The organism is Plantibacter sp. CFBP 8798 (assembly GCF_014841195.1).
GTDB classification, from domain to species: domain Bacteria; phylum Actinomycetota; class Actinomycetes; order Actinomycetales; family Microbacteriaceae; genus Plantibacter; species Plantibacter auratus.
In genome coordinates, this window is record NZ_JACYTS010000004.1 from 156,302 (window position 1) to 168,831 (window position 12,530).

12 protein-coding genes are annotated in these 12,530 nt (G+C 70.7%); 4 read left to right on the forward strand and 8 right to left on the reverse strand.

Annotated features, from left to right (window positions below; translation table 11 throughout):
* Nucleotides 1-23 precede the first annotated feature (23 nt).
* The gene (locus tag IFU30_RS18390; RefSeq protein WP_192006635.1) at nt 24-1,334 is read left to right on the forward strand and encodes a DUF6716 putative glycosyltransferase; all 1,311 of its coding nucleotides are present in this window, start codon (nt 24-26) and stop codon (nt 1,332-1,334) included.
* A 45-nt stretch (nt 1,335-1,379) separates the two neighbouring features.
* Here the strand turns inward: IFU30_RS18390 and ispG are convergent, their stop codons facing one another.
* From ispG to IFU30_RS20985, 7 genes are all read right to left on the reverse strand, one after another.
* Nucleotides 1,380-2,540 (reverse strand): flavodoxin-dependent (E)-4-hydroxy-3-methylbut-2-enyl-diphosphate synthase, encoded by a 1,161-nt coding sequence (gene ispG / locus IFU30_RS18395; protein ID WP_064295337.1) that lies wholly within the window; start codon nt 2,538-2,540, stop codon nt 1,380-1,382.
* 76 nt (nt 2,541-2,616) lie between these two features.
* On the reverse strand, nt 2,617-2,955 hold the full coding sequence (locus tag IFU30_RS18400; protein WP_138944658.1) for an SHOCT domain-containing protein: 339 nt from the start codon (nt 2,953-2,955) through the stop codon (nt 2,617-2,619).
* Nucleotides 2,956-3,089: 134 nt separating this feature from the next.
* Nucleotides 3,090-3,749 (reverse strand): response regulator transcription factor, encoded by a 660-nt coding sequence (locus tag IFU30_RS18405; RefSeq protein WP_192006637.1) that lies wholly within the window; start codon nt 3,747-3,749, stop codon nt 3,090-3,092.
* Nucleotides 3,746-4,954 (reverse strand): sensor histidine kinase, encoded by a 1,209-nt coding sequence (locus IFU30_RS18410; protein WP_192006639.1) that lies wholly within the window; start codon nt 4,952-4,954, stop codon nt 3,746-3,748. The genes IFU30_RS18405 and IFU30_RS18410 overlap by 4 nt, the downstream gene beginning before the upstream one ends.
* 120 nt (nt 4,955-5,074) lie before the next feature.
* A complete protein-coding gene (locus IFU30_RS18415; RefSeq protein WP_079707172.1) occupies nt 5,075-6,409 on the reverse strand; it encodes a M50 family metallopeptidase in 1,335 nt (444 codons plus the stop codon).
* 85 nt (nt 6,410-6,494) lie between these two features.
* Nucleotides 6,495-7,574, reverse strand: a complete 1,080-nt coding sequence (locus tag IFU30_RS18420; protein ID WP_192006641.1) for a 1-deoxy-D-xylulose-5-phosphate reductoisomerase — start codon at nt 7,572-7,574, stop codon at nt 6,495-6,497.
* Nucleotides 7,575-7,609: 35 nt separating this feature from the next.
* Nucleotides 7,610-8,608: an FKBP-type peptidyl-prolyl cis-trans isomerase gene (locus IFU30_RS20985; RefSeq protein ID WP_192006643.1), complete on the reverse strand. Its 999-nt coding sequence runs from the start codon at nt 8,606-8,608 to the stop codon at nt 7,610-7,612.
* Between the two features lie 200 nt (nt 8,609-8,808).
* Here IFU30_RS20985 and IFU30_RS18430 point away from each other — a divergent pair, with 200 nt between their 5' ends.
* Nucleotides 8,809-9,567 (forward strand): lysophospholipid acyltransferase family protein, encoded by a 759-nt coding sequence (locus tag IFU30_RS18430; protein ID WP_192006863.1) that lies wholly within the window; start codon nt 8,809-8,811, stop codon nt 9,565-9,567.
* Between the two features lie 21 nt (nt 9,568-9,588).
* Here IFU30_RS18430 and IFU30_RS18435 read toward each other — a convergent pair whose 3' ends face one another.
* The gene (locus IFU30_RS18435) at nt 9,589-10,071 is read right to left on the reverse strand and encodes an OsmC family protein (RefSeq protein ID WP_192006645.1); all 483 of its coding nucleotides are present in this window, start codon (nt 10,069-10,071) and stop codon (nt 9,589-9,591) included.
* An 82-nt stretch (nt 10,072-10,153) separates the two neighbouring features.
* On the opposite strand from IFU30_RS18435, the gene gabT reads away from it, so the two are divergent.
* Both gabT and IFU30_RS18445 read left to right on the forward strand, forming a co-directional pair.
* Nucleotides 10,154-11,527: a 4-aminobutyrate--2-oxoglutarate transaminase gene (gene gabT / locus IFU30_RS18440; protein ID WP_121291798.1), complete on the forward strand. Its 1,374-nt coding sequence runs from the start codon at nt 10,154-10,156 to the stop codon at nt 11,525-11,527.
* Nucleotides 11,524-12,528, forward strand: a complete 1,005-nt coding sequence (locus IFU30_RS18445) for an asparaginase (RefSeq protein ID WP_192006646.1) — start codon at nt 11,524-11,526, stop codon at nt 12,526-12,528. The genes gabT and IFU30_RS18445 overlap by 4 nt, the downstream gene beginning before the upstream one ends.
* Nucleotides 12,529-12,530: the final 2 nt, after the last annotated feature.

Below are 12,530 nucleotides of genomic sequence, written 5' to 3' on the forward strand. Positions count from 1 at the left end.
GGCCCCGCCGTCGGGTGATCGGGGTGGTGGACTCCGACTCCTTCGTGAAGTGGGGCGCCGCCACCCTCTCCCGCGCGACCGGCTGGGACGTCGACCTCGTCCTCATCGAGAGCGACGTGTCCGCCACCGACCGGCAGGTGGACATCGCCCTGCTCCACACGGCGTTCGAGGGGCGGACCGTTCGTCGCCTGTCGCTCCGACGACTCGTCGACCTCATCCGGACCGAGCAGCCGGACGGCGTGTTCGTCTCCACACGTGGCCCGGTCGCCGAGGTCGTCATCTCGGAACTCCTCGCGCTCGGGCGCGCCACCCGCCCGGTACTGCTCACCGGTCTGCCCGGCATCTCGATCCCGGCGAAGTGGAAGGGGATCTTCCTCCGCGCGCAGGCGGACGTCTTCGTCCTGCACAGCCATCGCGAGGTCGCCGCCTACCGTGAACTCGCGCTGACGCACGGGGTCGAACCGGCGTTCGCGCTCGCGACCCTGCCGTTCCTGACGGACCCGGCGACCGAGTCACCGGCCGAGCCCGCCCCGCGTACCCGGGTCGTCTTCGCCGCCCAGGCCACCGTCCCGGCCGATCGCGGCGACCGGCTCCGGATCCTGTCCTGGCTGCGGACCCTTGCGATCCGGCACCGCGACCTCGACGTCGTGATCAAGGTGCGCGGCCTCGCCGGCGACCCGCAGACCCATCACGAGCACTACCCCTTCGACACCCTCCTGACCGGTCCGACACCCGACAACCTGCGGGTCGCCACCGGGTCGATGGCGGTCCACCTCGGCCACGCGGCCGGGCTCGTCACCGTGAGTTCCACCGCCGCGATCGAGGCCATCGCGGCCGGGGTCCCGGTCATCCTGCTCGACGACTTCGGTGTGGACCCGGCACTCATCAACACCGTCTTCGAGGGCAGCGGGCTGTTGGCTTCCAAGGACGACCTCATGGCCGCCCGGTTCCGGCACCCGAACCCGGACTGGCTGCAGCAGAACTACTTCCACCCCGCCCCGGAGGACGACTGGATCCAGCGGTCGGAGGAGGCGTTCGCCGCGCGCGACCTCGGGACCCTGCCGATCCGCCCTCGGGCACGACAGAGTCGCGGCGGCATGCTCCGCACCGGTTGGGAGCGGCGTCGGGCGTTCGGGCGGGCCGACACGAGCGCGCTGGGCACGGTCGCCTTCGTCATCGGGCGGCCACTGCAGATCGCTCGCCGTCTGGTCCGTCGCGCTCGTGGCGTCCAGCCGGCCGAGCGCCAACCGATCCCCTCCCGTCGGCTCGCGCCGATCGAGACGGAGACACCGGTGCGCGCTCCGCACGGGGCTCGTCACCGCACGGCCCGCTGACGGGAGCGCCCCTCGACCGGAGACCGGTCGGGCGGCGCTCCAGGCTCAGTTGGAGCCGACCGTCACCACCGGAGCGCCCGTGGAAGTGTCGTCGGCGGGCATCTCGGCGGCCAGACGGTTGGCCTCCTGGATGAGCGTCGCGACGATCTCCGATTCCGGCACCGTCTTGATGACCTCGCCCTTGACGAAGATCTGGCCCTTGCCGTTGCCGCTCGCGACGCCGAGGTCGGCCTCGCGAGCCTCTCCGGGGCCGTTCACGACGCAACCCATGACAGCGACGCGCAGGGGGACGCTCATCCCCTCGAGGCCGTCGGTCACGTCGTTCGCGAGCTTGTAGACGTCGACCTGGGCGCGCCCGCAGCTCGGGCAGGAGACGATCTCGAGCTTGCGCTCGCGGAGGTTCAGCGACTGCAGGATCTGCAGCCCGACCTTGATCTCCTCCGCCGGCGGCGCGGAGAGCGAGACACGGATGGTGTCGCCGATGCCCTCGGAGAGCAGGATGCCGAACGCGGTCGCGCTCTTGATGGTGCCCTGGAAGGAGGGACCGGCCTCCGTCACGCCGAGGTGCAGCGGCCAGTCACCGCGCTCGGCGAGCAGCCGGTAGGCCTTCACCATGACGACCGGGTCGTTGTGCTTGACGGAGATCTTGAAGTCGTGGAAGTCGTGCTCCTCGAAGAGGCTCGCCTCCCAGACGGCACTCTCGACGAGCGCTTCTGGGGTCGCCTTGCCGTACTTCTGCAGCAGCCGCGGGTCGAGGGAACCGGCGTTGACACCGATGCGGAGGGAGACGCCGGCGGCCTTCGCGCGCCGGGCGATCTCGCCGACCTGGTCGTCGAACTTCCGGATGTTGCCGGGATTGACCCGGACGGCCGCGCACCCCGCGTCGATCGCGGCGTAGACGTAGGCGGGCTGGAAGTGGATGTCGGCGATCACCGGGATCTGACTCTTCTTCGCGATGATCGGCAGCACCTCGGCGTCGTCGCGGGTCGGGACGGCCACGCGGACGATGTCGCAGCCCGAGGCCGTGAGCTCGGCGATCTGCTGGAGGGTCGCGTTGATGTTGGTCGTCTGGGTCGTCGTCATCGACTGGACGCTCACCGGGGCGTCGCCGCCGACGAGCACCTTGCCGACCTTGATCTGTCGCGACTTGCGCCGCGGGCTGAGCGTCTCGGGAACCGACGGAAGACCCAGATTGATAGCTACCACGAGCCTCAGCTTACGCGCGCGACGCCCCGCAGGCTCCCCGTGAGCTGAATGCCTGCTGGGACGTCGCGATCCACGGTCAACGGGCGGGCGGTGCCTCGCGATTCGCTCGCAGGACGCCGAGCCGTTCCCGGTACTCGACCTCGTCGATGTCGCCCTGGGCGAAGCGCTCGGCGAGCGTCTGCTCGGCGCTCCGCGACCCGTCCTGGCGCCAGGCCCACGGCGGGCCCTGGTGGCCGTCCGGGGACGCCCCGGACCAGGCTCGGCGACGCCACCGCCGACCGACGAGCGCGACGATGAGGACGATCACGGCGATCCAGAACGCGGGGATGAGCAGCAGCCAGAGGAGGTGGAAGCCTGGTCCGGGACCGCCGGGATGCATGGCGGTCGCGGCGAGCACGATCAGGGAGGTGGACATGGAGGACTCCGTTCGTCGGGCGGACGACGACCGTCGTCCGCATCACGACCCCGAGCCTCCTCCGGATGGTGGCCGAGGGCATCCGACGACGGGACGGATCACTTGACTCCCCTGGGAGTACGACCACCGGTCGCTCAGACGCCGGGACTGACGAGCCCGGTCTCGTAGGCGATGACGACGAGCCGGACCCGGTCGCGCGCGGCGAGCTTCGCCATGATGCGCGACACGTGGGTCTTCGCCGTGAGCGGGCTGAGGAACAGCGCCCCTCCGATCTCCTCGTTGGTGAGTCCGCGTCCGACGAGCCCCAGCACCTCGCGTTCGCGCTCGGTGAGCTCGGCGATCACGGCGTCGTCGAGCGGCGCGGCGATCGCTCCGGCGACCTGGGTGAGCAGCCGCCTCGTGACCCCGGGCGACAGCAGGGCGTCACCCGACGCGACCACACGGACGGCCCGGATGAGCTCGGCCGGCTCGGTGTCCTTCACGAGGAAGCCGCTCGCACCTGCCCGGATCGCCTGCGCGACGTACTCGTCGAGTTCGAAGGTGGTGACGACGATGATGCGGGTGGCCTCGAGCGCCGGATCCGCGACGATGGCCTCGGTTGCGGCCAGGCCGTCCCCTCCGGGCATCCTGATGTCCATGAGGACCACGTCCGGGCGTTCCCGACGGACGACGACGAGCGCCTCGTCCCCACCGGCCGCCTCACCGACGACCGCGATGTCGGGCTCCGCGTCGAGGAGGGCGCGGAACCCGCCGCGGATGAGTGCCTGGTCGTCGGCGACGACCACGCGGATCATGCGACGCCTCGGACCGGCACCCGGGCCGTGACACGGAAGCCGCCGAGCGGACTCCGCCCGGTCTCGAGGGTGCCGCCGAGGAGCTCGGCGCGCTCGGTCATGCCGAGGAGGCCGTTGCCGTGCTCCGCGGGTCCGGGCGGGCCACCGACCCCGTCGTCCTCCACGAGCAGGCGATAGGTGCCGTCGACCTCGACGAGCTCGACGGAGACCCGTCCGGCCTGCGCGTGCCGGAGGACGTTCGTGACGCTCTCCTGCGCGATCCGGTACAGCGCCTGCTGCACGGCCGCGCCGGGCGTGGAGACGAGGCGCAGCTCGAGTACCGCGTCGACGCCCTGGTCTCGGAGGGACTGGACGAGGACTGGTAGTGCCTCGAGATCCGGCCCCGGTCGCCTCGGCGCGCCGGTCGTGGGATCCTGGGCCGCATCGGCACCACGGAGGACGTCGAGGAGGCCACGGACCTCGTCGAGCGACGCCTTACTCGACCCCTTGATGTTCGTCAGAGCCTCCCTGGCACGTTCGGGCTGGGTGTCCATGAGATGCAGGCCCATGCCGGCCTGGACGGTGATCTGCGCGAGCGAGTGGGCGACCACGTCGTGCAGCTCACGGGCGATGCGCACGCGCTCCTCCTGCGCGGCGGACGCCCGGCGTTCACCTTGACGCCGGCGATCCGCGTCGAGCTGTTCGCGCCGGGTGCGGAGTCCCTCGGCGAGGAGGACGGCGACGATGACGAGGGCGGTCGTGGCCCCGACACGGAAGCCCGACACCTTCCAACCGACGGCGAGCGCGACGGTCAGGGCGAGCGCCCACCCGAGTCCCAGCGACGGATAGGCCCAGCCGCGCGCCCCACGGACGATGCCGGAACCCGCGGCGAACGCCAGCGCCACGGCGGGAGGGCCCCAGGTGGGACCCGTCAGCATCGAGGCGCTCGACAGCACGGCGACCGCCGCGACCGTCGGCCCGGGCGACCGCCTGGCAGCGAGCAGGCAGAGCACGCCGGCGAGTGCCAGGACGACTGCCGAGGAACGGGACCACCCCGAGGCACCGGCACCCGGGCCGAAGGAACCGTGGAGGGCGAGCACCGCTGTCGCGGGCACCTGGACGAGGAAGGACACCACCACCGGCGCCCAGAGGCGCCAGACGGGGCGTCCGGGTCGGCGATCGCTCGGCGTCGTCCAGGGTGCCGAACCCGTCTCGACCGATGCCATCCCTGCATGCTACTCGCGGGTCGGAGCCGCCGCGTCGCCCGCACGGAGCCTGCACCGTACTCCCCGGGGAGTACGGCCGTACCGGGATGGGACGGTCCCGCGGGCTCCGGTCGGGTCGGCCTAGCCGAAGAGGTTGACCGGCTTGACGATGTCGGCGTACACGAGGAGCGCGCTCATGCCGCCGAGGACGATCACCACGCCGAAAGTGAGCGGGATGAGCTTCGCCGCGTCCACCGGTCCCGGGTCGCGACGTCGGAAGACCTTCGCGAAGCGGCGACGGATCGCCTCCCAGAGCGCTGCTGCGACGTGCCCGCCGTCGAGGGGCAGCAAGGGGATGAGGTTGAAGACGAAGAGCGCGACGTTGAGCGACCCGAGGATGCCGAACACGGTCGCCGCCTTCGACGCGACAGGGATCTCGTCGAGGCTGACCACCTCGCCCACGACCCGTCCGACGCCCACGACGCTCATCGGCCCGTTGGGGTCGCGCTCACCGGATCCGAACGCTGCCTGCCCGACGTCGATGAGTCGCTGGGGCAGGTTCAGGATGATGTTGGCGGTCCGGGCGATCGTGTCGCCGACGGTCGGCAGGATCGTGGTGACGGGCTGCGCCACCATCTGCTGCTGCGGGGTGATGCCGACGAAGCCGACCTCATGGGTCTTCGCCGAGCCGTCGGCGTTCGTGACGATCTTGCCGGTCTCGGCGTCGACGACGTCCCGCTCGAGCAGCAGCGGCGTCAGGGTGAGGTCGAGTCGCTGCTCTCCGCGGGCGACCTCGAGGGCCAACGGCTTGCCCGGCGAATCCTGCACGGCCGCGGAGATCTCGGCGAAGGTGGAGATCGGGGTGCCGTCGATCGAGAGGATCGTGTCGCCCGGCTTCAAACCCGCGGCGGCCGCCGGACCCTGCGGATCCCCCGCTGCACAGCTCTGGCGGTCGCTGGTGGACGGCAACACGCACTCGTACACCGAGGTCAGCGTGCTGCTCTGCTGCGGGACGCCGAACCCCGACACGGCGATACCGATGAACAGGACGGCGAGGACGAGGTTCATGAACGGCCCGCCGAGCATGACGACGATCCGCTTCCAGACGGGCAACCGGTAGAAGGTGCGCTCCTCGTCGCCGGCGCCGATCGTGTCGGCACTCGCCTCCCGCGCGTCCTGGACCAGCGTGTCGAAGAAGCCGGTGCTGGCGTTCCGGGCGGCACCGCCGGGCTGCTTGGGCGGGAACATGCCGATCATCGAGATGTAGCCGCCGAGCGGGATCATCTTGACGCCGTACTCGGTCTCGCCCTTGCGGCGCGACCAGATGGTGCGACCGAAGCCGATCATGTACTGGGTGACCCGCACGCCGAACAGCTTCGCGGGCACGAGGTGACCGACCTCGTGCAGCCCGATGGACACGATGAGGCCCACGAGCACGATCACGATGCCGAGGAGGTAGAGGAGGACGGATTCCACGGCGTAACCCTACTCGCGCGGTCGGGTCACCGGCTGCACGCCGGCTGTACGGCCGCTCGGAAGCTTCCGACGATGGACGGGCAGGTCAGCCGATGCGCTGCTGCGCGCGAGCCCTCGCCCAGCGCTCCGCCTCCGCGAGCGCCTCCCGGGTGAGCTCGCCCTCGGGCGCCTCGTGGTCGTCGACGACCGTGCGGACGGTATCGAGGATGCCGAGGTAGCCCAGCCGACCCGCGTGGAAGGCCGCAACGGCCTCCTCGTTCGCCGCGTTGAACACGGCCGGATAGGTGCGACCCTGCCCGCCCACGAGCTTGGCCAGCCGCACCGCCGGGAAGGCCTCGTGGTCGAGGGGCTCGAACGTCCACTGCTGGCGCGAGGTCCAATCGAGCGGGACGCCGACGCCTGGGACCCGGTTGGGCCAGTCGAGCCCGAGGGAGATGGGGAGCCGCATGTCGGGCGGGGAGGCCTGGGCGATGGTGGAACCGTCGATGAACTCGACCATCGAGTGGACGATCGACTGCGGGTGGACCGTCACCTCGATGCGGTCGTACGGGACGTCGAACAGCAGGTGCGCCTCGATCACCTCGAGACCCTTGTTGACGAGGGTCGCCGAGTTCGTCGTGACGACGAGACCCATGTCCCAGGTGGGGTGGGCGAGTGCCTCGGCCGGCGTGACGCCGGCGAGCGACGCGCGGTCCCGTCCGCGGAACGGTCCTCCCGAGGCGGTCAGGACGAGCCGTCGCACCTCGGTGGCGGTGCCGGATCGGAGGGCCTGGGCGATCGCGGAATGCTCGGAGTCCACGGGCACGATCTGGCCGGGTGTCGCGATCCGCCGGACGAGGTCGCCACCGACGATGAGCGACTCCTTGTTCGCGAGCGCGAGCGTCCTGCCCGTCTCGAGGGCCGCGAGGGTCGGGCCGAGCCCGATGGAGCCCGTGATGCCGTTCAGCACCACGTCGGCGTCGACGCTGCGGATGAGCCGCTCGGCGTCGGCCGCGCCCAGGGCCGTGTCGTCGACGTGGAAGGCGGCGGCCTGCTCGGCGAGGAGCTCGGCGTTCGAGCCGGCCGTCAGGCCGACGACCTCGAAGCGGTCGCGGTCACCCCGGATGACGTCGAGTGCCTGCGTGCCGATCGAGCCGGTTGATCCGAGGATGATGACGCGTCTCACGGCGGTCAGTCTACGTCGGCGGCGGTGCGGGCCGCTCAGCCCGCGGCGGGAGCCGTGGTGCTGCTCGCGTCGAGGATGTCGATGACGAACACGATGGTGTCGTCGGCCTCGATGCCCGCCTGGCTGTTGCCGCCGCTCGGTCCGTACCCGAGGTCGGGTGGGATGACGGCGATGACCTGCGATCCGATGTGCTGGCCGGCGATGGCGCTCGAGAAGCCCTTCACCACGGCGGACAGCTGGAAGTTGGTCGGTCCGTTGCCCCAGCTCTCGTCGAAGACCTCGCCGGTCCGCCAGTTCACACCCTGATAGTTGATGATGACCTCGGCGTCGGGCTGCACCACCGCTCCGTCGCCCTGCTTGAGGACCGCGACCTGGAGATCGGCCGGAGCGGGCTCCTCGGGGATGGTGACCGTGGGTCGTCCGGCGGTGTCGAGCTCGACCGCGGGCATCCCGGCGACGGGCTCCTGCGGGACGCCGTCCGCCTTGGCGTCGCTGTGCACCGTGCTGAGGACGTCGGCCACGACGACCAGCGGCTGGTCGGCCTGGACCGTGCCGTCGCTCGACCCTGCGGAACCGAACCCGTCGCCCGCCGTGACGAACGCCGCGACGCGGGATCCGACGTTCGTGCACTCGACGGCGCGGACGAGGCCCTTCAGGTACTTCTGGTCATTGACCACGATCGCCGTCGCCGGGCTCGCACCGTAGGCGGTCTGCGCGACGATCGACCCGGTCACGGCGTTGTAGATCGAGATCTCGACGAACGTCGTGTCGCCGGGATCGACCCGCTCTCCGTCGCCCTTGGCCACGATCGTGCGTTCGGTCGTGTCTGCGGCGAGGGTGCCCTTCGCGAAGGTGACCTCGGGGATCGAGCCGAAGTCGCCACTGACGCTGATCGCCTTGGACGCCTTGCCTGCGCTCGTGTCGGCGCACTCCCCCGGACTGGGAAGCGCTTGCGACTGCGACGTCGCCGAACTGCACGCGGTCAGCGACACGAGGGACGCGATGACGGCCAGAAGGCAGAGGCTCTTGCGCACAGGGGAACTTTCGGTCGTTGCTGAGGGGTCGGTCCAGTTTCACGCACCAGGCTCCATGCTGGCTGACAGCGCGCCGAACATCCGCGGAGCATCGCCACACGTGAGTATGCCGGGTCGCGCATGCGTCGGCGGGTACAGTCGTGCGCATGGCCGATGAGGAGCAGACGCAGCGACGCGCCCAGGAACCCTCCGACCAGACCATGGTCGAACCATCGACGGACGACACGGTGGCCACGCCCTCGAAACCCGGTGTCGTCTACTACTTCGGACGAGCCGTCCTGAACACGACGGCGAAGCTGCTCTACCGCCCCAAGATCATCGGCCGGAAGAACGTCCCGAAGCGTGGGCCGGTCATCCTGGCGAGCAACCACCTCTCGTTCATCGACAGCATCGCGATCCCGATCAGCGCGCCACGACGGGTGCAGTTCCTGGCGAAGTCCGATTACTTCACCGGACGCGGTCTGAAGGGCTGGGTCTCGCGCACCTTCTTCACCTCGATCGGCGCGGTCGGGGTCGAGCGTGGCGTCGGACAGGCGGCGCAGGAGGCGCTCGACCAGGGACGCCGGATCCTCGAGAGCGGCGAGGCCTTCGCCATCTACCCCGAGGGCACCCGGTCGCTCGACGGACGGCTGTACCGCGGCAGGACCGGTGTCGCCTGGCTGGCACTCACCACGGGCGCGACGGTCGTCCCCGTGGGCCTCATCGGCACCGACGACCTCATGCCGGTGGGCACCACGATCCCGAAGTTCAAACCGGTCACGGTGATCTTCGGTGAACCCATCGACGTGAGCCACCATGGCCCGGCGACCTCAGGACGCGCCAGACGCAAGGCGACGGACGAGATCATGGCGGCGATCCACGCCCTCACTGGCCAGGAGCTCGCGAACGCCTACAACGAGTCGCCGCCCGCCGACACCGTCGAGCGCATCAAGCGCGCCTTCCGCCCGGAACGGCTCTGAGCCGCGGCGTCGGTCCACTCCTCAGGCGGTCGTCGCGACGACGATCGTCGGCTCATGACGGACCGGGAAGTTCACCGAGTTGGCGATGAAGCACAGCTCGTTCGCGCGGGCGTGCCCTGCTCGCGCCGCCTCGACCATCGACGCATCGGCGACCGTGACCTGCGGACGCAGGACCACCTCCGTGAACGCACCGCTGCCCGCGCCGTCCTCGACCATGGTCCCGACGGCGTCGTCCGTGTAGGCCGTCACCACGACACCGAGGGTCACGGCGACGTGCAGGTAGGACAGGAGATGGCACTGGGCGAGGGCCGCGAGGAGCAGCTCCTCGGGGTTCCATCGGCCCGGGTCGCCGCGGAACGGTTTGTCGGCCGAGCCCTCGAGGTCGTGCTTCCCGGCGGCCGTCACCGTGAGCTCCCGGGAGTAGTCCCGGTACCCGCTCGTGCCCGTCCCGAGGTCTCCGTCCCAGCGGACGCCGATGGTGTAGTCGTGGTGGCCCGTGATCATGCCACCAGTATCCCACTGGCCTCCCCACCGCGGCCCGCGTTCGCGGCCCCGCTGTCGGGAGGTCGCGCTACGCTGGAGGACTATGACTGACACGCTCGACACCACGGACCAGACGACCGCCTCCGCCCCCAGCGTGACGCAGGAGCGTCGCATCGTGACGGCCGTCCCGGGCCCGCGCTCGCAGGCGCTGCACGCCCGCCGGACCGCGGTCGTGTCCGATGGCGTGTCGAGTGTCCTCCCGGTGTACATCGAGCGCGCGCACGGCGCCATCGTCGTCGACGTCGACGGCAACCAGTTCATCGACCTCGGTGCCGGTATCGGCGTCACCACCATCGGCCACACGGAGTCCTCCGTGGTCGGCGCCGTCCAGGACCAGGCGGCCGACGTCCTGCACACCCTGTTCACGATCACCCCCTACGAGGAGTACGTGCGCGTCGCGGAGCTGCTCGCCGAGCACACCCCGGGCGACTTCGCGAAGAAGTCGGTGCTCGTGAACTCGGGCGCCGAGGCGGTCGAGAACGGCGTGAAGATCGCTCGCAAGTACACCGGTCGGCGGGCTGTCGCGGTGCTCGACCACGGCTACCACGGTCGCACCAACCTGACCATGGCGATGAACTACAAGGCCGCCCCCTACGCGACCGGCTACGGTCCGTTCGCCGGCGACGTCTACCACGCCCCCAACTCCTACCCCTACCACGACGGCCTGTCCGGAGCTGCGGCTGCGGCCCGCACCATCGCCTACCTCGAGAAGCGCATCGGTGCCACCGACCTCGCATGCCTCGTCGTCGAGCCGATCCAGGGCGAGGGCGGCTTCGTCGTCCCCGCGGAGGGCTACCTCCCCGCGCTCCAGGAGTGGTGCACGGCCAACGGCGTCGTGTTCATCGCCGACGAGATCCAGAGCGGCATGGCGCGCACCGGCGAGTACTTCGCGAGCTCGCACTTCGGCCTCGTCCCCGATCTCGTGCTGAGCGCGAAGGGCATCGCCGGCGGTCTGCCGCTCGCGGCGGTCACGGGGCGCGCCGAGATCATGGACGCCAGCCAGCCCGGCGGGCTCGGCGGCACCTTCGGCGGTAACCCCGTCGCGTGTGCCGCGTCGGTCGCGGTCTTCGAGTCGATCGAGTCCCGTGGACTCCTGGCCGAAGCGGATCGCATCGGTGCCACCCTGACGGCGGCACTGCTCGAGCTCCAGGGCAAGTACGACATCATCGGCGACGTCCGCGGCATCGGCGCGATGATCGCGATGGAACTCGTCCAGCCGGGTACCGCCTCGACGACGAAGGAGCCCAACCCGGCCGCCGTCAGCGCCATCGCCGCAGCCGCCGCGCAGCAGGGCGTGCTCGTCCTCACCGCCGGCACCTACGGCAACGTCCTCCGCTTCCTCCCGAGCCTCGCCGTCTCCGACGAGCTCATTGCGGACGCGATGACGGTCATCGATCAGGCGCTCGCAGCACTGTGAGCACGACGGTCCCCCAGACCTTCCGCGTCGCGGACGCGGTGGAGTTGGCCGTCGTCGAGCGCAGCGGCTTCATCGAGTCACGACACGCGGGATCGGCGATCGTCCTCGGGCCCGAGGGCGAGGTCCTCGCGAGCCTCGGAGCACCGGACGCACCGGTCTTCCCCCGCTCGTGCCTCAAGCCCTTCCAGGCGATCACGATCATGAACGCCGGGGTGTCCCTCGAGGGCGCTCAGGCCGTGCTCGCGACCGCGAGCCATGCGGGCACCCGCAAGCATGTCCAGGTCGTGCGCAGTATGCTCGGCCGGGCTCGGATCGAAGACTCGGCGTTGCAGTGCCCAGCCGATTGGCCCGGTGATCGCGCGTCCCGCGACGAGCTGGTCCGGGACGGCCTCGGCACGAGCCCCCTGTACATGAACTGCTCCGGGAAGCACGCGGCCATGCTGCTCGCCTGCGCGCAGAACGGGTGGGACCAGGCGACGTACCTCGAGCCCGACCATCCGTTGCAGCTCGCCGTCCGCGACACCGTCGAGCGCTTCACCGGCGAGAAGCCCGCCGCGAGCGGGGTCGACGGCTGCGGGGCTCCGGTGTACGCGATCTCCCTGACCGGACTCGCACGTGGCATCGGACGTGTCGTCAACTCCTCCCCCACCTCGCCGTTCGCCCTGTACCGGAACGCCGGGCTGCTCACGGCGGCGGTGCTCGCCAACGGCTGGGCACTCGACGGACCCGGCCGGGCGAACACGCTCGTCATCGAACGCCTCGGCCTGTTCGCGAAGCTCGGTGCGGAAGGCGTGATGGTCATGTCGGCACCCGGCGGCGCGACCGTCGCGCTCAAGGTCCTCGACGGCTCGCTCCGGGCGTCGACGATCGTCGCCCTCCGACTGCTCGTCTCGGTCGGAGCGCTCGATGCGGCCGCCGTCGACGCCCTCGAACCGGAACTCGACCTGGCCATCCACGGCGGAGCCGCCGTCGTCGGCCGGATCGCCGTCACCGCGGTCTGACC